20 protein-coding genes are annotated in these 20,989 nt (G+C 38.5%); 9 read left to right on the forward strand and 11 right to left on the reverse strand.

What is annotated here, in order from left to right:
* Positions 1-276: 276 nt before the first annotated feature.
* Positions 277-795 (reverse strand): translation initiation factor IF-3, encoded by a 519-nt coding sequence (gene infC / locus PVV69_RS02730; RefSeq protein WP_273756414.1) that lies wholly within the window; start codon positions 793-795, stop codon positions 277-279.
* A gap of 193 nt (positions 796-988) precedes the next feature.
* Here infC (PVV69_RS02730) and PVV69_RS02735 point away from each other — a divergent pair, with 193 nt between their 5' ends.
* Entirely contained in the window at positions 989-1,789 is an 801-nt protein-coding gene (locus PVV69_RS02735; protein WP_273756360.1) for a carboxylesterase, read from the forward strand.
* A 249-nt stretch (positions 1,790-2,038) separates the two neighbouring features.
* On the opposite strand, the gene infC (PVV69_RS02740) is transcribed toward PVV69_RS02735, so the two are convergent.
* Positions 2,039-2,557: a translation initiation factor IF-3 gene (gene infC / locus PVV69_RS02740; protein ID WP_273756414.1), complete on the reverse strand. Its 519-nt coding sequence runs from the start codon at positions 2,555-2,557 to the stop codon at positions 2,039-2,041.
* A gap of 193 nt (positions 2,558-2,750) precedes the next feature.
* Between infC (PVV69_RS02740) and PVV69_RS02745 the strand changes: the two genes are divergently transcribed.
* From PVV69_RS02745 to dapE, 3 genes are all read left to right on the forward strand, one after another.
* Positions 2,751-3,530 (forward strand): carboxylesterase, encoded by a 780-nt coding sequence (locus PVV69_RS02745; RefSeq protein ID WP_273756361.1) that lies wholly within the window; start codon positions 2,751-2,753, stop codon positions 3,528-3,530.
* A gap of 34 nt (positions 3,531-3,564) precedes the next feature.
* Positions 3,565-4,311, forward strand: coding sequence for a M48 family metallopeptidase (locus tag PVV69_RS02750; protein ID WP_273756362.1), 747 nt, complete (start codon positions 3,565-3,567; stop codon positions 4,309-4,311).
* A gap of 214 nt (positions 4,312-4,525) precedes the next feature.
* The gene (gene dapE / locus PVV69_RS02755; protein ID WP_273756363.1) at positions 4,526-5,698 is read left to right on the forward strand and encodes a succinyl-diaminopimelate desuccinylase; all 1,173 of its coding nucleotides are present in this window, start codon (positions 4,526-4,528) and stop codon (positions 5,696-5,698) included.
* A gap of 102 nt (positions 5,699-5,800) precedes the next feature.
* On the opposite strand, the gene hemW is transcribed toward dapE, so the two are convergent.
* Positions 5,801-7,003 (reverse strand): radical SAM family heme chaperone HemW, encoded by a 1,203-nt coding sequence (gene hemW / locus PVV69_RS02760; protein ID WP_273756364.1) that lies wholly within the window; start codon positions 7,001-7,003, stop codon positions 5,801-5,803.
* Positions 7,000-7,650, reverse strand: coding sequence for an RdgB/HAM1 family non-canonical purine NTP pyrophosphatase (rdgB, locus tag PVV69_RS02765; protein ID WP_273756365.1), 651 nt, complete (start codon positions 7,648-7,650; stop codon positions 7,000-7,002). The genes hemW and rdgB overlap by 4 nt, the downstream gene beginning before the upstream one ends.
* A 313-nt stretch (positions 7,651-7,963) precedes the next feature.
* On the opposite strand from rdgB, the gene hrcA reads away from it, so the two are divergent.
* Complete coding sequence (gene hrcA, locus PVV69_RS02770) at positions 7,964-9,034, forward strand: heat-inducible transcriptional repressor HrcA (protein WP_273720307.1); 1,071 nt, start codon at positions 7,964-7,966, stop codon at positions 9,032-9,034.
* 124 nt (positions 9,035-9,158) lie between these two features.
* The gene (grpE, locus tag PVV69_RS02775; protein ID WP_273720279.1) at positions 9,159-9,821 is read left to right on the forward strand and encodes a nucleotide exchange factor GrpE; all 663 of its coding nucleotides are present in this window, start codon (positions 9,159-9,161) and stop codon (positions 9,819-9,821) included.
* A 115-nt stretch (positions 9,822-9,936) separates the two neighbouring features.
* Here grpE and thpR read toward each other — a convergent pair whose 3' ends face one another.
* The 6 genes from thpR to PVV69_RS02805 all read right to left on the reverse strand — a co-directional run bounded on the left by thpR (position 9,937) and on the right by PVV69_RS02805 (position 15,313).
* Complete coding sequence (gene thpR, locus PVV69_RS02780; protein WP_273756366.1) at positions 9,937-10,476, reverse strand: RNA 2',3'-cyclic phosphodiesterase; 540 nt, start codon at positions 10,474-10,476, stop codon at positions 9,937-9,939.
* Between the two features lie 958 nt (positions 10,477-11,434).
* Positions 11,435-11,731 carry an HPr family phosphocarrier protein gene (locus tag PVV69_RS02785; protein WP_273720275.1) on the reverse strand — a complete coding sequence of 99 codons (297 nt, stop codon included), beginning with the start codon at positions 11,729-11,731 and terminating at the stop codon, positions 11,435-11,437.
* A gap of 25 nt (positions 11,732-11,756) precedes the next feature.
* Positions 11,757-12,146, reverse strand: a complete 390-nt coding sequence (locus tag PVV69_RS02790) for a PTS sugar transporter subunit IIA (RefSeq protein WP_273720274.1) — start codon at positions 12,144-12,146, stop codon at positions 11,757-11,759.
* Between the two features lie 133 nt (positions 12,147-12,279).
* Positions 12,280-12,744: an HPr kinase/phosphatase C-terminal domain-containing protein gene (locus PVV69_RS02795; protein WP_273756367.1), complete on the reverse strand. Its 465-nt coding sequence runs from the start codon at positions 12,742-12,744 to the stop codon at positions 12,280-12,282.
* Between the two features lie 22 nt (positions 12,745-12,766).
* A complete protein-coding gene (locus tag PVV69_RS02800; RefSeq protein WP_273756368.1) occupies positions 12,767-14,551 on the reverse strand; it encodes a sensor histidine kinase in 1,785 nt (594 codons plus the stop codon).
* Between the two features lie 39 nt (positions 14,552-14,590).
* Complete coding sequence (locus PVV69_RS02805; protein WP_273756369.1) at positions 14,591-15,313, reverse strand: response regulator transcription factor; 723 nt, start codon at positions 15,311-15,313, stop codon at positions 14,591-14,593.
* 376 nt (positions 15,314-15,689) lie between these two features.
* Here PVV69_RS02805 and lysM point away from each other — a divergent pair, with 376 nt between their 5' ends.
* Positions 15,690-16,145: a peptidoglycan-binding protein LysM gene (lysM, locus tag PVV69_RS02810; protein ID WP_273720268.1), complete on the forward strand. Its 456-nt coding sequence runs from the start codon at positions 15,690-15,692 to the stop codon at positions 16,143-16,145.
* 109 nt (positions 16,146-16,254) lie between these two features.
* Here the strand turns inward: lysM and PVV69_RS02815 are convergent, their stop codons facing one another.
* Positions 16,255-16,809 (reverse strand): copper chaperone PCu(A)C, encoded by a 555-nt coding sequence (locus PVV69_RS02815; RefSeq protein WP_273756415.1) that lies wholly within the window; start codon positions 16,807-16,809, stop codon positions 16,255-16,257.
* Positions 16,810-17,672: 863 nt separating this feature from the next.
* Here PVV69_RS02815 and dnaK point away from each other — a divergent pair.
* Positions 17,673-19,565, forward strand: coding sequence for a molecular chaperone DnaK (dnaK, locus tag PVV69_RS02820; RefSeq protein ID WP_273720267.1), 1,893 nt, complete (start codon positions 17,673-17,675; stop codon positions 19,563-19,565).
* Positions 19,566-19,721: 156 nt separating this feature from the next.
* Positions 19,722-20,867, forward strand: coding sequence for a molecular chaperone DnaJ (dnaJ, locus tag PVV69_RS02825; RefSeq protein ID WP_273720304.1), 1,146 nt, complete (start codon positions 19,722-19,724; stop codon positions 20,865-20,867).
* Positions 20,868-20,989 lie beyond the last annotated feature (122 nt).

Genomic DNA, 20,989 nt, shown 5'->3' on the forward strand with positions numbered 1-20,989 from the left:
GAAAATTTTCTCGCAAAAGACGAATGATAAGATGTTTATCAAAAGCAGAAATTTGTTTTTTGACCATAAGGTGCTTCTCTATTCTATCGTTATTTATGCAAGATTGAAGCACTTTGATGAGAGACATTTAGCTTTTATAAAATACCTCCCCCTGAAAGGTTGCGTACAGCTACCACTTAATTTAAAAGCATCACAACAACACTCTCTGATGCTTTTACAACACGCCATACACTCAACTCTTTTATAATCTGTATTTTATATGATTCCCATAAAGAATCATTTAGCTGCTATCACCATCATCATCTGGCGGCCTTCGAGTTTTGGCTCAGATTCAATTTTAGCAATTTCACTTGTATCCTCTTTAACCCGCTGAAGAAGCTTTAATCCAAGATCTTGGTGAGCCATTTCACGTCCACGAAAACGCAAAGTGATCTTCACTTTATCACCATTACCAATAAAACGATGAATAGCTTTGAGCTTTACACCATAATCATGAACGTCAACATTTGGGCGCATCTTAATCTCTTTGATTTCGATGACCTTTTGTTTTTTACGTGTCTCTGCGGCTTTTTTTTGGGTTTGATATTTCAATTTTCCCAAATCGATGATCTTACACACCGGTGGTTCTGCATTTGGCACAATTTCAACCAGATCAAGCCCTGCTTCTGCAGCCATAGCAAGCGCTTCTTGTATTGCAACAACGCCTTGATGTTGTCCTTCATCGTTGATAAGTTGAACACGCGGAACGCGAATATCCTGATTTGAACGTGGTCCGTCTTTTTGGGTAGGTGTTATTTTAAACGGTTTGCGAATGGTTTATATTCCTTAATTCTGATTCATCTACAGCGTAATTTAATATACAATTATACACAGAAAAACAACTAGGATTCGTGCTTTTTTCATATTTGATTTATGACTTTGAGATTTGATTTAGAGGATACAAATTTTTCTTTTATGAGTATGAAATGTTTTATGGAGAAAAGAAATTATGGATCATAATATTCCTTGCCAGTTTTTTTCGTTTGAAGGTACCTCTCTTGCGGTACGGCCTCGCAAAGGGCGGGGTTCTCCAGGTTTAGTTTGGCTTTCTGGCTATCAGTCCAATATGTTAAGAAGCAAAGCGATGTTGGTTGATCATTTTGCACAGAAGCATGATTTATCTTGTTTGCGTTTTGATTACTCTGGTCATGGAGAATCGGGGGGAGATTTTTTTCAAGGCACGATTTCACGTTGGGTTAAGGAAAGTTTAGCGGTTTTTGAAACCTATTGTGAAGGTCCACAAATAGTGGTTGGTTCTTCCATGGGGGGATGGATTGCTCTAAGGCTTGCTATGTTGTTAGCGCAGCAAAAGAAGAGACTTGCTGGTATGATCTTAATTGCTCCAGCTCCTGATTTTACACAAACATTGATAGAACCACAGTTAGGTCCGAAGGAATGGAAAATTTTGGAAGAAAAAGGCTATATTGAACGACCTGTGGATGATAATAATGATGACCCGACGCCCTTTACAAAAACGTTGATTGAAGATGGGCGAAACAACCGAGTTATGGAAGGGCGTATTGATCTTGGCTGTCCGATCCATATTCTTCAAGGGATGCAGGATAATGATATACCCTATCAACATACATTGACTTTACTAAATCATTTACCTTTACAGGATGTAACATTGACACTTGTTCCTGATGCAGATCACGGATTTTCTCGCCCAAAAGATTTGGAATGCCTTGAGACAGTTTTGAGGTCATTGATTGATAAAATTTCTGAAAATTTTCTCGCAAAAGACGAATGATAAGATGTTTATCAAAAGCAGAAATTTGTTTTTTGACCATAAGGTGCTTCTCTATTCTATCGTTATTTATGCAAGATTGAAGCACTTTGATGAGAGACATTTAGCTTTTATAAAATACCTCCCCCTGAAAGGTTGCGTACAGCTACCACTTAATTTAAAAGCATCACAACAACACTCTCTGATGCTTTTACAACACGCCATACACTCAACTCTTTTATAATCTGTATTTTATATGATTCCCATAAAGAATCATTTAGCTGCTATCACCATCATCATCTGGCGGCCTTCGAGTTTTGGCTCAGATTCAATTTTAGCAATTTCACTTGTATCCTCTTTAACCCGCTGAAGAAGCTTTAATCCAAGATCTTGGTGAGCCATTTCACGTCCACGAAAACGCAAAGTGATCTTCACTTTATCACCATTACCAATAAAACGATGAATAGCTTTGAGCTTTACACCATAATCATGAACGTCAACATTTGGGCGCATCTTAATCTCTTTGATTTCGATGACCTTTTGTTTTTTACGTGTCTCTGCGGCTTTTTTTTGGGTTTGATATTTCAATTTTCCCAAATCGATGATCTTACACACCGGTGGTTCTGCATTTGGCACAATTTCAACCAGATCAAGCCCTGCTTCTGCAGCCATAGCAAGCGCTTCTTGTATTGCAACAACGCCTTGATGTTGTCCTTCATCGTTGATAAGTTGAACACGCGGAACGCGAATATCCTGATTTGAACGTGGTCCGTCTTTTTGGGTAGGTGTTATTTTAAACGGTTTGCGAATGGTTTATATTCCTTAATTCTGATTCATCTACAGCGTAATTTAATATACAATTATACACAGAAAAACAACTAGGATTCGTGCTTTTTTCATATTTGATTTATGACTTTGAGATTTGATTTAGAGGATACAAATTTTTCTTTTATGAGTATGAAATGTTTTATGGAGAAAAGAAATTATGGATCATAATATTCCTTGCCAGTTTTTTTCGTTTGAAGGTACCTCTCTTGCGGTACGGCCTCGCAAAGGGCGGGGTTCTCCAGGTTTAGTTTGGCTTTCTGGCTATCAGTCCAATATGTTAAGAAGCAAAGCGATGTTGGTTGATCATTTTGCACAGAAGCATGATTTATCTTGTTTGCGTTTTGATTACTCTGGTCATGGAGAATCGGGGGGAGATTTTTTTCAAGGCACGATTTCACGTTGGGTTAAGGAAAGTTTAGCGGTTTTTGAAACCTATTGTGAAGGTCCACAAATAGTGGTTGGTTCTTCCATGGGGGGATGGATTGCTCTAAGGCTTGCTATGTTGTTAGCGCAGCAAAAGAAGAGACTTGCTGGTATGATCTTAATTGCTCCAGCTCCTGATTTTACACAAACATTGCTAGAACCAGAATTAGGGACAGAAGAGTGGAAAATTTTGGAAGAAAAAGGCTATGTTGAACGACCTGGGGATGAAGATGATGAAACGATGCCCTTTACAAAAGCATTTATTGAAGATGGAAAAGATAACTGCGTTATGAAAGGATGCATTGATGCTGGTTGTCCGATCCATATTCTCCAAGGGATGGAGGATGATAAAATACCCTATCAACATACATTGAATTTACTAAATCATTTACCTTTACAGGATGTAACATTGACACTTGTTCGTGATGCAGATCATCGATTTTCACGCCCAAAAGATTTGGAATGCCTTGAGACAGCGTTGAGGTCATTGATTGATAAAATCAATATAAGATAGAGATCCAATTTACTGATAATCAAGGGCATAATATATGACTGTTTATGAGCAGCCTTTTATTTTTTCTGATCGCATTGTGCCTATACGGGTACGTGAACATGAACATGCGCGCCGACTTACATTACGTATTGATGCAAGGTGTCAGGAAATTGTTATAACAACGCCACCAGCGGTGAGTCTTTGTTCGATTCAAGATTTTATTGAAAAGCATCGATCTTGGATTGAGATACGCCTTACGCGCGTACAAATTACTCACGAAAATTCTTATCTCAAAGAGGGAATAACGATTCCTATATTGGGTGTAGTGCATACCATAAGACATAAAGCAGGGCGTGGGATAACAGAAATCATTACAGGAGATGGCGAAAAAGAGCCTCAAATTATCGTTTATGGTCAATTAGAGCATTTACCAAGACGTGTTGCTGATGTTTTAAAAAAGCAGGCTGCGTGCATTATAACACCATTGGTGGGACATTATGCACATAAAATAGAGCGTAAAGTAAAATCAATTTGTTATAAAGATACGAAAAGTCGTTGGGGTTCTTGTTCAATAAGAGGAAATCTCTCTTTTTCGTGGCGTCTTATTATGGCACCAAAAGAAATTGTTGAATATGTTGTTGCGCACGAGGTTGCTCATCTTGTTGAAATGAATCACGGCCCAAGATTTTGGGATCTTTGTGAAAAACTTTGTCCCGAAAGTAAAAAACATCGAGCTTGGTTGAAGGAAAATGGTCATAAGTTGCAGGCTATCGATTTTCATTCATATAAGCTAGAAATATGAAAAAACTTGAAGAAGACAATATTCGGCGGAACTTTTTATTGAACAGTTTATTATATATGTGCCTCATGACATGATGAGGAATGCATTGAAGCCTCAGCAATATTGTCTTCCCCTGCTTAGTTTGCTGAGTGTCTTCAATGTTTTTACTTTATCTTTTTTATAATTCAGCTTAATAATATTTCATAATTCTTAAATTGAGATTGGAAGAGCGCTTATGCCTGTCCTTAGAGATCCCGTTCAGCTATTACAGGCACTTATTCGTTGCCCTTCTGTTACGCCTCACGAAGCAGGTGTTTTATCAACTTTGGAACAATTTCTCACAAAGATAGGGTTTCATATTGAGCGTCCTGTTTTTTCAGATAAAAATACAGAAGATGTCGAAAATCTTTATGCCAAGATAGGAAAAGAAGGACCGCATCTTATGTTTGCGGGTCATACGGATGTTGTACCGCCAGGGGCATTGGAACAGTGGACATATCCTCCTTTTGAAGCTGTGATAGATCAAGGGAAATTGTATGGGCGTGGTGCTGTTGATATGAAGGGTGGGATTGCTTGTTTTGTTGCAGCACTTGCTCGAGTTCTTGAGAAAAAATCCATTAAAGGAATGGTAAGTCTTTTGATTACCGGTGACGAAGAGGGACCAGCACTGAATGGTACGGTTAAACTTCTCAAATGGGCGGAACAAAAAGGTGAAAAATGGACTGCCGCTCTTGTAGGTGAACCAACAAGTGTAAAAACGGTTGGTGATATGATAAAAATTGGTCGTCGGGGGTCAATTTCTGGTATTATTACCGTTAAAGGTCGCCAAGGTCATGTTGCTTTTCCGGAGCGGGCAGCCAATCCTTTGCCTTTAGCAAGCCAACTTCTTCAAGCATTAACACAAACGACCTTAGATCAAGGCACAGAAGATTTTCCACCAAGCAATTTAGAATTAACATCCATTGATACAGGGAATTCTGCAGTGAATGTTATTCCAGCACAAGCGACAATTCGCTTTAATATACGTTACAACGATCTTTGGACAAAAGAAATGCTTATGAGGGAAATTGAAAAACGTCTCACCTCAGTACAATCAACAAACAACAGTGATCAATTGCCCTTCTATCAACTTGAATGGATTCCAAGTTTGGGTGATGTTTTTTTGACCAAAAATGATAAACTTATTCATACATTATCCAATGCTATTAAAAGCATAACAGGGCATATACCAGAATGTTCAACTTCTGGAGGAAGTTCGGATGCGCGGTTTATTAAAGATTATTGCCCAGTCGTTGAATTTGGCTTACCAGGTCAGACAATGCATATGGTAGATGAATGTGTAGCTCTCGATGCATTGGAAACTCTCACGGCTGTTTATGAACGTTTCATTGTTGATTTTTTTGCATAATGAAGGAAGCGATTGTTTTTTCAAAAACATTTCTTCAACAAATTGAAAGCTATGAATATGATAGCATAATTGATGTCATGAAAGATAAAAATGATAGGGATTTCAGTTTGCCAATTGGTTGATAACATAATCAAGAAGGATTCGTCCTTTGTCTGTCGCTTTTAAGCGTTGATTTCCTGTCATTTCTACTAGCCCTTGTTGTTGCAAATCGATAAGCTTTTTCATTGGTAAACCCTTGGTATTTAGGGCTTCATAACGTGAAAGATCCAAACCTTCGCAAAGACGCAACCCCATGAGGAGCATCTCATTTGCTTGTTGCTTAAGAGTCAAGAGTTCTGTTTCAATACAACCATGTCCTGTAGTTTCTACCAATTCAAGCCAATGTTCGGGATATTTCTCATTGATTGTCACATAACGTTCACGGTTTTCAATTTGAGAGACAGATGCTTTTGAAGAAGTAGAACAATGATTTACTGAGGATTCGATAAAGCGTCCATGGGCTCCTGGACCAAAGCCTGCATATTCATGATAACGCCAATAGAGAAGATTATGAGCTGATTCGGCACCAGGGGTTGCATGATTTGAAATCTCATAGGCTGGTAGCCCATGCCGTGTAGTTATTTCTTGGGTAAGATGATACAGGTCTGCTGCGAGTTCTGATGGGGGAAGGATAAGCCTTCCTACGTCATGAAGTCGTTTAAAAGCCGTTCCCTCTTCGATAGTTAATTGGTAAAGAGAAAGATGATCTGCTGCAAAATCCAGTGCTTGAAAAAGTTCACATTTCCATTGTTCAAGGGTTTGTTCTGGGCGAGCATAAATGAGATCAAAGGATAAACGTGGAAAGATTTTCCGCGCTAGAGCAATAGCGTGAAGGGCTTGTTTTACATCATGGAGTCTGCCAAGTTTTCTCAGTGCGTGATCATTGAGTGCTTGTACACCTAAGGACAAGCGGTTAACCCCTGCTGCGCGATATCCGCGAAAGCGTTCTGCTTCCACACTTGATGGATTAGCTTCCAGTGTAATTTCAACTTTATCATCAATTGTCCATTTTCTAGCAAGAGCTTGCAATAAGGCATCAACAGTTTGAGGCGTCATAAGAGAGGGCGTTCCTCCACCAATAAAAATGCTGGTAATATGACGTGGACCTATTTTATGATATTGTGTTTCTATTTCACGTTCAAAGGCGGTTACAAAACGTGGCTGATCAACACCATGCACACGAACATGGGAATTAAAGTCACAATAGGGACATTTTGCAGCGCAAAAGGGCCAGTGAATGTAAATGCCAAAGAATGCTTCATTCATGAGAGTGTTAAAAGGTTTTCAGCTAAAAGTTTGAAAGCACGTGCACGATGTGAGAGTGGGGGTGTTTTATCATGGAGTTTCCAGCCATGTTTTTGCTCCGTTGACATTTCTCCAAAGGTATTTTCATATCCATCTGGTAAAAAAATGGGATCAAAACCAAAACCTTTATCTCCTCGTGGAGGCCAAATAAATGTTCCTTCAACGCATCCACGAAAATAATCGGCATGAGCATCGGGCCATGCAATGCAAATAACGGATATAAAACGGCATTTTCGTTGGCTTTTTTCATACGCTCCGTTTTTTTGTAGTTCATCTTCTATTTTTTGCATAGCCTTTGAAAAGTCACGTGTGCCATCAGGTTGTAGGGCAAGATCAGCTGTATAAACACCCGGAGCGCCATTTAATGCATCCACTTCGAGACCTGAATCATCTGAAAGGGCTGGAAGTCCTGTATTTTTTGCTGCTGCAAAGGCTTTTATATAGGCATTTTCTTCAAATGTTGTTCCTGTTTCTTTTGGTTCTGGCAATCCAAGTTCTTTTGCGGATTCTATTGTCAATCCGAAAGGCGCAAACAGTGTAGTAATTTCATGCAATTTACCGGTGTTATGTGTAGCAATAACGAGTTTTTCGGCTGCTATGCTTCTCATAGGCATTTCTCCAGAAGTGAAAAGGGGACTATTTTGTGCTACAATTAATTGGAATGCTTAATATATACAAATTATGCCAGATTTTATACAATGTTCTTTTTTTACAAATTTATGAATATTTAGCCACATGAAATCTTTCATATTTTGTACTAACAGTGATTGTCTTGAAAAGACATAGAGACGGTCTTTTTTTGATGATGGCATTTTTTATGATAAATATATGCTATGCTTTCACTGCTTTAGTCTATTTGACCAAATCTTGGCAAAACTTATATAAGAGAGAGAAGTGTTTTAAAGTAGTGAAACAAGCGTGATGAAACACAAACCTATTGATGATGAACTAAAATATCTTGATGAGCGTTCGCGAGATATCTTTCGCCATATTGTGGAAGCTTATCTTAATGATGGTGAACCTGTAGGATCACGAAATCTTTCAAAGCTTTTGCGACAGACATTATCACCAGCAACGATTCGCAATGTGATGAGTGATCTTGAACATCTTGGTTTAATTTATGCACCTCACGTATCTGCAGGTCGGATGCCAACACAATCGGGATTGCGATTTTTTGTTGATGCATTTATGGAAGCGGGTGATTTGCCAAACGAAGAGCGTGAAAGCATTGAAGCTCAAGTTAAAGAAGCCGGTCATGCACAATCGGTTGAACATTTTCTCGTTCAAGCAAGTCGCGTTCTTTCAGATCTTTCTCGTGGTGCAGGGCTTGTTCTGGCAACAAAGTATGAAGGTACATTAAAGCATATTGAATTTGTGCGCCTTGATGGGGAGCACGCTCTTGCTGTTTTAGTAACACAACAAGGAGAGGTAGAAAATCGTATTGTTCATTTACCAGAAGGGGTTACCCATGCGCAATTGACAGAAGCAACAAATTTTCTTAATGCCCATATTCATGGGCGCACATTGAGTGAAGCAAAAGAAGAAATAGCACGTTTATGTGCAGAAACACGGGCTGCGCTTGATCATTTATCCCATCATCTTGTTGAAACGGGATTAGCACTCCTGGGAGGAGAAGATGCTGATCATAAAATACACCTTATTGTTCGTGGGCGCAGTAATTTGCTTGAAGATGTGAAAGCAGAAGAAGATTTAGAGCGGTTACGGCATTTATTTGATGATCTTGAAACACGTGAAAGTATGGCACAGCTTCTCGATTTAACCGATGAAGGTTCGGGAGTTCGTATCTTTATTGGTTCGGAAAATAAGTTGTTTTCGCTTTCTGGTTCTTCTTTAGTCGTCGCACCTTATCGTGATTCAAAACAAAGGGTGATTGGCGCTTTAGGAGTGATTGGACCCACACGGCTGAATTATGCAAGAATTGTACCTATGGTTGATTATACAGCACAACTTGTATCGCAACTGTTGCGTTAAAATAACCAAGTGAATATTTATACTATAGACGTTCATTGTATTAAGATACGTAAATACCCCTTGATTTTTGTCTGCAAAATTTCGATATCGAGAATAACAAATCTTATGAAGGAATGGAATTTTTATGTCTGACGAAAAAAACAAGTTTACTGACGCTTCATTTGAAAATTGCGATTTGAAAAATCCGGCTGATCGCGATGCGCTTAAAAAAGCAGCGGATGAATTTTTAAAAACGCGTGAAGCAGAGGCTCGTGCAGAGGTTGAAGAGGAAAAAGATGAAGTTGTTGATCCTCTGATTGCCTTACAGGACGAAAATAAAGAACTGAAAGATCAGCTTTTACGTCTTGCTGCAGATATGGAAAATCTTCGGCGTCGTACTGCGCGTGATGTGGCGGATGCAAGAGCCTATTCAATTGCTAATTTTGCACGTGACATGTTATCTGTTTCTGATAACCTCAATCGTGCTTTGGAGGCTATTCCAGAAGGAGCAAAGGAGAATGATGCTGGTTTGAAAACATTAGCTGAGGGTGTAGAAATGACTGAACGTGCAATGATAGCAGCGTTAGAACGCCATGGAGTGCAGAAAATTCATCCAGAAGGACAGAAGTTTGATCCTCACTTTCATCAAGCGATGTTTGAAATCCCTAATTCCGATGTACCAGATAATACCGTTCAACAAGTTGTTCAAGCGGGTTATATTATCGGTGACCGTGTCCTGCGTCCGGCTATAGTTGGTGTCGCCAAAGGAGGGATGAAAGAGCCTTCTGTTGAAACTGATTCAGCTTAAAATATATCAGTAATAATGCCTTTGGCGTAAAATAAAGTATTGTATTGTATATAACCGTCACACTTCCGTGAGGTATTGTGTCAAAGGAGGTTCTAAAGGGTGGTAAAACACCCTTTTACTCTTGAAGTGCCCAACTTCCTTTTACAATATATGGGGCATCGCTTGAGGGAGATGACGATAACAATAAAACAAAATGATCAACCTCAAAAGGATGAAATGAAAAATTACCTCGAGAAGACAGATAAGAAGGAAGATCTTCAGGTTTAATATCAAACAATCGCGCAACGGTAATATGCGGAATAAATTGTTTTTCATCAGTTGTTAAGATTAAGCTGTTGCGAATAGTTTGCATCTTTTCGTGTAAGAGGTTGAGAGTTTCACAAGGCTCAATGCGAACAACAAGAGAATGTGGAGCATTTTCTGAACCAAAAACATCAAAACCCTTTATTTGTAACACAAAAGGAGGGAGTTTTATTGTGTCAAAGGCGCGCATAAGTTCAGCTGCTACAGCGTTTTCAACTTCACCAAAAAAAGATAATGTGGCATGAAAGTTTTGTGGATTAATCCACTGCGCGTTCGGTAAACCATTTTGCAGCGATATGAGTGCTTGTGTTGTTTGCTGAGGAATTTGAATGGCACTAAATAGACGGGACATGGGATCTCTTTATAGTAAAAAGGCGCTACCGCAAAAGCGATAGCGGGTAATAAAGGTGGAGTGCACCATTAAGGATAAGACAATTGTGCGGAAAAAGAATGTCTAAAAGATATTATTCTATAATGATAAGTTGAATTCATAAAACTTACTTCTTTTAAGAGAATGATTATAATAATAAAAACTCTATTTACGGATGTCTTACGGCCAAAATATGCAGTAGAAGGATTCTTTATGTTTTCATTTCACGACGGTGTTCGTGAATGGTATAGCGTTATATCCATTATGCACCACCATCTTTACGCTTATGAAAGAGCAAATCAAGCACTATCATTGTATTTTCCAGCCCCCAATATTATAATAGCTCTTGGCACCTGAGAGCATTCATAAGAGTCATTTTATTCCTTTTTTATAAGAGTTTTTATCTACACGCCGATCTACTTGTGCTGTCAAGGAAATGATTTTAATTGATTAATATGAAAGGATTTCAGATGAGGGAATCTTATGATATTCGGGTTTCTCATTCCATATAAAAACTGCGAAGTTATTATTATAATCAATGTGGTATCATTTTAAAACACCACAAATCGAGCCAGATAAGGAAAGTTAGTAAATTTCAACTGTGACGATCATTTTTATATTGTTAATGTAGCTTTAAAGTTTAGCATATCCAGTAAAGGGTGAATATTTCTCTTTCTGGAGATATTTCATCATGCATGTTAGGTATGAGAATAGCTATAAACAACAAACATTTAAATTGATCGAATAGAGTTTGAAACGAAAGCAAACACAATATATTGTGCACAACATAATTGTTAGCAAACATTCACACCTCCGATAATCATAATGCCAATCGATGATGCAAGTTACCGGTCCTTTTAAGAGAAAAATAGGTAAACCAATCAAAATAATAAATGACGAGAAGAGGAGTGATCACACATATTTTGGGGATAATAAATTTCTAATTCTCTTCTCCAAATTTATTATTAATGAGTCTTTCAAGCGCATCGAGAGCATCAGTTGCTTCTGGTCCCCAAACGCGAATGGTAAGGTTACAACCAGAGGAAGCAGCGAGCATCATAAGCCCCATAATCGATGAACCGCCAACGATTTTGCCATCTTTTTCAACTTCAACGCTAGCATTAAAATTGTCAACAGTTTGAACGAACTTTGCAGAAGCACGTGCATGTAACCCACGTTTATTACAGATATTGAAATGACGACTGAGTTTAGAGGGGAGAGGGTCTTTGGAAAGCATTAGAGTTTAATTATCCGCTATAAAATTATACTGGTACATTAATATATTTACGTCCTGCTTCTTGTGCTATTCTTAAAGCTTCTGATAATGAAATATCAGGGCATTGGCGAATAGAAATGAGTTTAATGAGCATAGGTAGATTAACACCCGCAATCATTTCAACACGTCCTTTTTCAATAGCAGGAATAGCCATATTTGCTGGCGTTCCACCGAACACGTCTGTTAATATGATTACGCCATGGTTTGTATCTGTAGAGGAAACAGCGGCTATAATATCGCCTCGGCGCTGATCAATATCATCATCGGGATAGACACATATTGTTGCGAATTTTTCTTGTGTTCCAACAACATGTTCTACAGCATGTAGAAATTCGACAGCCAGCTCACCGTGCGTTACAAGCACGAGTCCAATCATTTACACAAACTCCTGTTAACTAAAGATCCAACTATATGGATGAGAAACATATTTTACAAAGCTTTATTCTGCTGCCAAGAAAAATTTGCAAAAAAAAGGCAAAAAATGTGATTTTTTTATATTTAGAAAAAAATTAGACAGATTTGTGCCACACTTTCCTAAAAAAGAATGCCTCAATAGCTTGACAAATGGCTGTACAATCAGCTTCATGAAGACTCGGGAGTTTTAAAAGAGGAATGTGTAAATCTGCAAATTGAAAAGTTTGATTTGTGGAAAAGCGTTCATATTCAGGGCCAAGAAGAATAACGCAATCAATCGTTGTTTGGTTTTCAAACTCTACCATATAGAGACCAACACCGCGAATCTCAATACCGCCCTGCAAGCCTTCTGGAGTGTATCCGTGAAGTTTTCCATTTTCCACACGCAGCATAGTATAATCATCACTGATAAGTTTTGCTTTGCGTTTTGACCATTCAGCACGGTCGAGCAGAGAAAGGGTAAGAGTTGATTTTCCTGATCCCGATGGACCTATAATTAAAAGTCCCTTTCCTCCTAGTTGAAGGCAATTTGCGTGGAGTATTTCACTTTTTGTTGTCATGCCTTTTTCTTTGGATAAAAATTTATTTAGCAAGGGGAAGTATAATAATAAAACGTGCACCAGTTTTACTATTTCCAAGTTTGGGGTCAACAATATTTTCGGCTGTAATTGTTCCATTATGCGCCTCGATGATTTGTCGACTAATAGAAAGGCCAAGTCCTGAATTTTGACCAAAACTATCTTCATTGGGGCGGTCAGTATAGAAGCGTTCAAAGATGCGTTCAATATTTTCTGAACGAATACCGGGGCCATTATCTTCAATGGTTAAAATAAGAGTTGAAGCATGACTTTTCATAGTTATAGAAATTTTACCGCTATCATGGGGAATAAAGGAACGCGCATTTTCAATAAGATTAGAAATGACTTGTCCCAAACGCAGTTCATGTCCCAACACAAGATAGGCTTTTCCATGAGGACGTGGGATAATATTAAGACTTATATCAATGGTTTGCCTATTACGGTATACTTCTTGAACAGCATGAACAAGACTTTCCAAAAGCGGCGTCATATCAACGATCTGTGCGGTTTCACGAGCAAGTTCTGCATCGAGCCTAGAGGCATCAGAAATATCAGTAATCAAACGATCAAGACGACGTACATCATGTTGAATAATTTCGAATAATTGTTCCTGAGCTTCTTCATTTTTAGCCAGAGGGAGTGTTTCAACAGCACTGCGTAGTGAAGTGAGAGGATTTTTTAATTCGTGACTCACGTCAGCAGCAAAGCGTTCAATGGCTTCAATACGCATGTAAAGAGCATTGGTCATATCACGAATAGAGGTTGAAAGGTGACCAATTTCATCTTCACGCATTGAGAAGTCAGGAATTTCTACACGCTTATTATTACCATTGCGCACACGATTGGCAGAAGCAGATAATTTGCTTAAGGGATGTGCAATCGTATGGGCTAAAAAAAGAGAAAGGACCAAAAGCACACTGCCTACCACAGCAAAGACTTTAAAAATAACCAGTCTTTCGCCTTTTACAATGTTGTCAATATCTGAACCGGTTGTTGAAAGAAGAAGCGCTCCCACCACTGCACGATAGCGTTGCACAGGAACAGCGACAGAAACAATGAGTTGACCTTGTCTGTTACGTCGTTTAGCAGTAGCAAGAGACCCGTTTAATGCTCGGTACACTTCAGGGTAAGCAATGCCACTGTTTCTTGCCTGCTCTCTATCAAGAGTGATAGTACTGCCGTAAAATGTGTTTGAAAACCATGAAATGAAGCGTTCCCACATGTTTTGTTCAGTTTTTAGTGGGGGTAAATTATAGCTAAAAACTTCACCACTAGAATAAAGAACGCGCGAGTCAAGAAGTAAAGTCGCATCACGATCATAGATCCGTGCTCTTGTTGTTTTTGGTGTGATGAGGCGTCGTAAAAGAGGGGCGACTTGTTCAGGATTAATGGGAAAGTCCCAGGAATCGGTTGATTGAGGTGCAGGTGTAATACTTTCTCCGGTCTGTAATTCTAAAAGTTTTTGAGGATCAATAAGAATAGAATTGGGATCTACTGTTGCAGAGGCGGCAATGGCTCCAGCGATAATTTTTCCTTGGATGCACAAACTTTTAATTTTTGCTTCAATTAAACCATCGCGAAATTGATTAAGATACAAAATTCCTGTAACAAGAACGGCAAGGGCAGCAATATTTAAGATGACAATACGGCGTGTAAGACTAGAAAAAAGCAATTGTCTAAGAAGATGTCTCACCCTAAGGTGCAAATAAGTAAACATAGAAAATGGCGTCGATAGAATGCCATTTGGTGTTGTTTTTTGCAGAGTTTCCAGTTGAGTATCTTTTGTCATCGATTTGATCGCCGTTCAAACTTTTGCGACAAAATAGTTTTATACCTCGTGAAAACGATAGCCTACACCATAAAGTGTTTCAATCATTGCAAAATCATCATCCACTTGTTTAAACTTTTTACGCAGACGTTTAATGTGACTATCAATGGTGCGGTCATCTACATAAACTTGATCACTATAAGCAGCATCCATCAAAGCATCACGACTTTTTACGACTCCAGGTCTTTGCGCTAAGGTTTGTAGAATCAAAAATTCTGTAACGGTTAAGATAACAGGTTTATCTTTCCATGTACAGGTGTGGCGCTCTTGATCCATCACCAAATCCCCACGCTTGAGAGAAGAGGTCGAAGAAGTTCCTGTTGTAAGTGGTTGGTTGCGGGCATTGGAACGACGCAAAATAGCTTTTACACGCTCAATAAGAAGGCGTTGAGAGAAAGGTTTGGTAATAAAATCATCCGCTCCCATTTTAAGACCAAATAATTCATCAATTTCGTCATCCTTAGAGGTAAGAAAAATAACAGGAATATCAGATTTTTGACGCAATCGACGCAAAAGTTCCATCCCATCCATTCGGGGCATTTTAATATCAAAAATAGCTAAATGTGGAGGATGGAGTGTTAGACCTTTGAGTGCAGATGCTCCATCTGTATAGCTTTCAACCCGATAGCCTTCTGTCTCAAGCGCAAAAGATAAAGATGTCAAAATATTGCGATCATCATCAACAAGTACGATCGTCTGCGTGATTGTTGGTGTATCTTTCATGGCTTCTTAGACCTTTCTATTGCTGTGGTAGCAAACTATCCACATTATTTATATGGGAGTTCACATTTTTTTTGCAAAACAAATGTGGTACAAATTGTAGCAAAGTAAACTTCTTTTCATTCTTACGGTAAAAGCTTGTTTTATCTTTGTAATTTTATAATGCTGTTGCGTGCGTAAAGATCCCTTCGTTTGAGAGAAAATCTAAAAAAAATATGTTTTTTATCAAAGTGCATTATTTTTTGTCCCAGAATTAAACAGATTTGTTTGTGATTGTTGAAGTTTAGAAAAACCGCCTATCTGTTTTTAAGAGCAAAGAAAAGAGTGTAGTGACATATATGCAAAAATTTTTCTTCCACTGCACGAAAGGAGAGCATAAATGGGATTTTTTAATTTTATAAAAACAGTTGGAGAGAAGCTTGGTATTGGGGATCATGAGCCAGAAGAAAAGGATTTTAAGGCGGCATTTAATAATTTTCAACTTGATACAGAAAAAGTAAAGATTAAGGTTGAAAACGGTAAAGCTATTTTGAGTGGTGAGGTTCCAGATAGAGAAACACTTGAAAAAGCAGTTTTGGTTGTCGGTAATTCGCAAGGGATTTCTTCTGTTGATATTGATCAATTAAAGATTACAGACAGTACGTCTGTGAAAGTTTCTCGCTTTTATGAGGTTAAATCTGGTGATACACTTTGGAAAATTGCTGAAGAGGTTTATGGAAAAGGACAAGGGAATAAAAACACCTTTATTTTTGAAGCGAATAAGCCGATGCTAAAATCTCCCGATAAAATTTATCCTGGACAGGTTTTGCGCATTCCTGAAATTAACCTTAACTGATGAAAGAGAAAATAAATTTCTATTTTTACAGTATGTTTTATGGCACTAAACCAAATAAGGAGCATGGTTTTTCCATGCTCCTTATTTGGTTTAAATAATGATGAAAAATTTAATGATGAGGGACTGATTTGGCAGATGATTTTCCTCCCATAGCGTTTACAGAGAAATCAACATCAATTGTTCCTGCTTTCTCAAACGTCAATTTTGCGCTGATTTTGTCACCTCGTTTGAATGGTTGAGAAAGCCCCATGAACATAATATGATCACCACCAGGCTTAAGGGTGATTTCGCCATTGCCTGGAATTTCAATGCCATAGTGCATTTTTTCCATTTTCATAATATCGTTAACAACTGCCATGGAGTGGATTTCCGTTGTCTGTACTCCTTTTGTTGAAACAGACACCAAACGATCTGGGGTATTGCCGTGATTAATGATGTAGAGATAACCGCTACCAACTTTTATACCTCTAGCGGTTTCTCGCGTCCAAGGATGAAGGATTTCTATATCTCCAATTTTATATTGTTGAGCGGTTGCGGGGTAGGCTATACAAGCAAAAAGAAAAACCCATACGATATTTGTAACAACTTTTTTGAATGGATGTTGTCTGTAAGTTGTATATTGAGATACGAGCCTCTTCGTTTTCTCGATGATAAGTTTTATCATTAATTCACCCTCCTTTGTTTGATTCACTTTTGAATGCTCCTTTTTATTATTTAGCAGAGTTTTTATTTAAAATAAAAGAAAGAATTGCCAGAGTTATAGGAACAAGGATAGGTTGCATAGATCTCTAGAGTTTTAACAGTATACTTAAAAGCAAAAGGGTATTTTTGAATTCTATGGCTCGATTTAATATACAGATTAAAGAGAAAATGAAGTCGATCATATTTACAGTGTAGCTTTTCAAGAGCAATGAACAATGAGGCGCTTAGAAATGGAACGATTAAGAAAAGATTGATAGAGATATTTTTACAAAGAGATTATTTAGAAAGATGCGGTTTAACGCTACAGCTTTAGTGATGGAAAGAACATCGTATTTATTGATTGTATCAAGATATGATCATCATTATAGAGGTGTGCCTTAAAAAGGATTGTGCTATTTGTGGTATAATCATTGAGTTTTTAAGTGATGTGGCAAAATATTCTGACCAAAATATCATTTCATTGAGAGGGATCAAAAAAATATGCAATGATTATTTGTTATTTTTCCAATTTTTATAGGTTAATATGTTAATGAACATTGTCAAAAAGGGTTGCTATAATATTAGCATTATCAGTATAGAGAGTGTTTGCGGGTAAGTAGAATAGCTAGTTTTAGAAGAAAAATTTTATTTTAAGAATGTTTCTCTCATGACTCTCTTGTAGCGATAAGAGCCTGTTCTTATATACGAGGCAGAAAGGCTTGTTGCAACTTACAATTTATTGTTTGTGTAACTTGAAGTGAAGTACAGGCTTTGAGTGTTATGAGGAGCTGTCTTAGAAAATGCTTAATGAAGATTGAGGTAGCTTGCTGAAATGGAGATTATAATATGGCAAAAGTAATTGGTATTGATTTGGGGACAACAAACTCTTGTGTTGCTGTCATGGATGGTAAAAATGCAAAGGTTATTGAAAATTCAGAAGGAGCGCGCACAACGCCTTCGGTTGTTGCTTTTACGGATGGGGGAGAACGGCTTGTTGGACAACCCGCTAAACGGCAAGCGGTAACAAACCCTGAAGGAACAGTTTTTGCGGTTAAACGCTTGATTGGTCGCCGTTTTGATGACCCCATGGTTGAAAAAGATAAAGCGCTTGTGCCTTATAAAATTGTTAAAGGTGATAATGGTGATGCGTGGGTTGAAGAAGCAGGTAAGAAATATTCTCCTTCCCAAATTTCAGCAATGATTTTGCAAAAGATGAAAGAAACGGCAGAATCTTATCTTGGTGAGAAAGTTGAGCAAGCGGTTATAACTGTTCCTGCTTATTTCAATGATGCACAACGCCAAGCTACCAAAGATGCAGGGAAGATTGCTGGATTAGAGGTTTTACGGATTATCAATGAGCCCACAGCTGCTGCTTTAGCCTATGGTTTAGATAAAAAAGACGGAAAAACCATTGCTGTTTACGATCTTGGTGGTGGTACATTTGATATTTCTGTGCTTGAAATTGGGGATGGCGTTTTTGAAGTTAAGTCGACCAATGGCGATACTTTTTTAGGCGGTGAAGATTTTGACATGCGCTTGGTTGGTTATTTTGCTGATGAATTCAAGAAAGAACAAGGGATTGATCTGAAAAATGATAAGCTAGCATTGCAACGTTTAAAAGAAGCGGCAGAAAAAGCAAAAATTGAACTTTCCTCTTCACAACAAACCGAAATCAATTTGCCGTTTATTACAGCCGATCAATCTGGTCCCAAGCATTTAACAATGAAATTGACTCGGGCAAAATTTGAATCTCTCGTTGATGATTTGGTTCAGCGCACTATCGAGCCTTGTAAAGCTGCATTGAAAGATGCCGGGCTAAAAGCTGGTGAGATTGACGAAGTTGTTTTAGTGGGTGGTATGACACGTATGCCCAAGATTCAAGAAGTTGTGCAAAGCTTCTTTGGCAAAGATCCACACAAAGGCGTTAATCCTGATGAAGTTGTTGCAATGGGTGCAGCCATTCAAGGTGGTGTATTACAAGGCGATGTAAAGGATGTATTGCTGCTGGATGTAACACCTTTATCTTTGGGTATTGAAACGTTGGGTGGAGTCTTTACACGTCTCATTGAACGCAATACCACTATTCCAACAAAGAAATCGCAAGTTTTTTCAACTGCTGATGATAATCAGAGTGCTGTGACTATTCGTGTGTTCCAAGGTGAACGCGAAATGGCTAATGATAACAAGTTGTTGGCTCAGTTTGATCTTGTTGGTATTCCACCAGCACCGCGTGGTATGCCTCAGATCGAGGTTACTTTTGATATTGATGCGAATGGTATTGTCAATGTTTCGGCGAAAGATAAAGGAACGGGTAAAGAGCATCAAATTCGTATTCAAGCATCAGGTGGTTTAAGTGATACTGACATTGAAAAAATGGTAAAGGATGCAGAAGAGCATGCCGCTGAGGATAAGAAGCGCCGTGAAGGTGTGGAAGCAAGAAATCAGGCGGAAGCTCTTATCCATTCAACGGAGAAGTCGCTGAAAGAGTACGGTGATAAGGTCTCTTCAGAAGATAAAGAACAAATTGAAACAGCAATATCTGATTTAAAGTCTGCACTTGATGGCACCGATACTGAAGAAGTGACAACAAAAATGCAGAAATTAGCAGAAGTCAGTATGAAACTTGGACAGGCAATGTATGAAGCTTCACAAGCAGCAGCCGCTAACACTGAAACAGATACAAAGGATGATGATGTTGTTGATGCTGATTTTGAAGAAGTTAATGATAAAAAGAAATAGTGCCAGCAAATGTGTTGATCAATAAAGAAACCCGGCCTTTGAAATATAAGGCTGGGCTTTGTTATTTGAGATAAGTTGCAACTTTTTTGCTAAAAATATAAATTGAAAGCAAATCTTATCTATAAAGATGGATGAAAAAATTATCAGGAATACATGATGAAGGTTGATTATTATGAAATTCTTGGCGTGACTCGCGAATGTGATGATAAAAAGTTGAAATCTGCTTTTCGTAAGTTGGCAATGCAATATCATCCTGATCGCAACGCAGGAGACAAAGAGGCAGAGCGGAAATTCAAGGAAATTGGCGAAGCTTATGAAGTCCTCAAAGACCCTCAAAAGCGTGCTGCTTATGATCGCTTTGGCCATGCAGCTTTTGAAAATGGTGGACGCGAAGGAGCAAATCCCTTTAGTGGTTTTGCTGCTGGTGGTGGATTTGCTGACATTTTCGAAGACTTTTTTGGCGAAATTATGGGGGGAATGCAGCGTAAGCGTGGTGATGGACGCGAGCGTGGTGCGGACTTGAGTTATAATATGGAAGTAACCTTGGAAGAGGCATTTTCGGGAAAAACTGTGCAAATTCATATTCCAAGTTCCGTTACTTGTGATACTTGTGAGGGATCGGGTGCGAAAAAGGGCTCTAAGCCACAAGTTTGTGGAACCTGTCATGGAGCTGGTCGTGTACGTGCTGCACAAGGTTTCTTTTCGATTGAACGGCCATGTCCTGCATGTCATGGACGTGGTGAAACCATCACAGATCCATGTCCAAAATGTCAGGGAACGAGACGAGTGGAAAAACAGCGTTCATTGAGCGTGAATATTCCAGCTGGTATTGAAGATGGTACGCGTATTCGTCTTTCTGGAGAAGGAGATGCTGGTATTCGTGGTGGTCCCAGCGGTGATCTTTATATTTTTCTTTCTGTTAAACCGCATGAGTTTTTTCAGCGAGAAGGGGCAGATATTCATTGTCGTGTTCCAATTTCGATGGTGACAGCTGCTTTAGGAGGTGAATTTGAGGTTTCTGACCTTGATGGTGTCAAAGCACGTGTGAAGGTTCCAGAAGGTACTCAAAATGGACGACAATTCCGCCTTAAAGGAAAAGGTATGCCCATGTTGCGCCGTCAGCAAGAAAGGGGTGATCTTTATATTCATATCACTATTGAAACACCGCAGAAGCTAACTCAAGAACAACGCGAATTATTGCAAAAATTTGAAAAGCTTTCAAATCATGAGAATTCACCGCAATCACACGGTTTTTTTTCACGTATGAAAGAATTTTTTGAAAATATCTCAAAACAAAATTAATAAATATGCAGAAAAATTCATGAGGGGAAGAGTATGCTTGCAAGATTGTTGTGATGCATTTTCTATTGCATCATAATCTTTGAAAAGATTGCTCTTTTTTCTGTCATGAAGTTATTTAAAGA

This window comes from Bartonella sp. MM73XJBT (assembly GCF_028618465.1).
In the GTDB taxonomy this organism is placed as follows: Bacteria; Pseudomonadota; Alphaproteobacteria; order Rhizobiales; family Rhizobiaceae; genus Bartonella.

What these genes read in the sequence shown, in the direction of transcription:
- PVV69_RS02785 (WP_273720275.1), bottom strand. Translation starts at nt 11,731, where the DNA reads ATGCTTTCCAAAGACCCTCTCCCCTCTAAACTCAGTCGTCATTTCAAT.
- PVV69_RS02795 (WP_273756367.1), bottom strand. Translation starts at nt 12,744, where the DNA reads ATGACAACAAAAAGTGAAATACTCCACGCAAATTGCCTTCAACTAGGA.
- rdgB (WP_273756365.1), bottom strand. Translation starts at nt 7,650, where the DNA reads ATGAGAAGCATAGCAGCCGAAAAACTCGTTATTGCTACACATAACACC.
- thpR (WP_273756366.1), bottom strand. Translation starts at nt 10,476, where the DNA reads ATGTCCCGTCTATTTAGTGCCATTCAAATTCCTCAGCAAACAACACAA.
- dnaJ (WP_273720304.1), top strand. Translation starts at nt 19,722, where the DNA reads ATGAAGGTTGATTATTATGAAATTCTTGGCGTGACTCGCGAATGTGAT.
- PVV69_RS02735 (WP_273756360.1), top strand. Translation starts at nt 989, where the DNA reads ATGGATCATAATATTCCTTGCCAGTTTTTTTCGTTTGAAGGTACCTCT.
- hemW (WP_273756364.1), bottom strand. Translation starts at nt 7,003, where the DNA reads ATGAATGAAGCATTCTTTGGCATTTACATTCACTGGCCCTTTTGCGCT.
- hrcA (WP_273720307.1), top strand. Translation starts at nt 7,964, where the DNA reads ATGAAACACAAACCTATTGATGATGAACTAAAATATCTTGATGAGCGT.
- PVV69_RS02805 (WP_273756369.1), bottom strand. Translation starts at nt 15,313, where the DNA reads ATGAAAGATACACCAACAATCACGCAGACGATCGTACTTGTTGATGAT.
- dapE (WP_273756363.1), top strand. Translation starts at nt 4,526, where the DNA reads ATGCCTGTCCTTAGAGATCCCGTTCAGCTATTACAGGCACTTATTCGT.
- PVV69_RS02800 (WP_273756368.1), bottom strand. Translation starts at nt 14,551, where the DNA reads ATGACAAAAGATACTCAACTGGAAACTCTGCAAAAAACAACACCAAAT.
- PVV69_RS02745 (WP_273756361.1), top strand. Translation starts at nt 2,751, where the DNA reads ATGGATCATAATATTCCTTGCCAGTTTTTTTCGTTTGAAGGTACCTCT.
- PVV69_RS02815 (WP_273756415.1), bottom strand. Translation starts at nt 16,809, where the DNA reads ATGATAAAACTTATCATCGAGAAAACGAAGAGGCTCGTATCTCAATAT.
- PVV69_RS02790 (WP_273720274.1), bottom strand. Translation starts at nt 12,146, where the DNA reads ATGATTGGACTCGTGCTTGTAACGCACGGTGAGCTGGCTGTCGAATTT.
- PVV69_RS02750 (WP_273756362.1), top strand. Translation starts at nt 3,565, where the DNA reads ATGACTGTTTATGAGCAGCCTTTTATTTTTTCTGATCGCATTGTGCCT.
- grpE (WP_273720279.1), top strand. Translation starts at nt 9,159, where the DNA reads ATGTCTGACGAAAAAAACAAGTTTACTGACGCTTCATTTGAAAATTGC.
- lysM (WP_273720268.1), top strand. Translation starts at nt 15,690, where the DNA reads ATGGGATTTTTTAATTTTATAAAAACAGTTGGAGAGAAGCTTGGTATT.
- dnaK (WP_273720267.1), top strand. Translation starts at nt 17,673, where the DNA reads ATGGCAAAAGTAATTGGTATTGATTTGGGGACAACAAACTCTTGTGTT.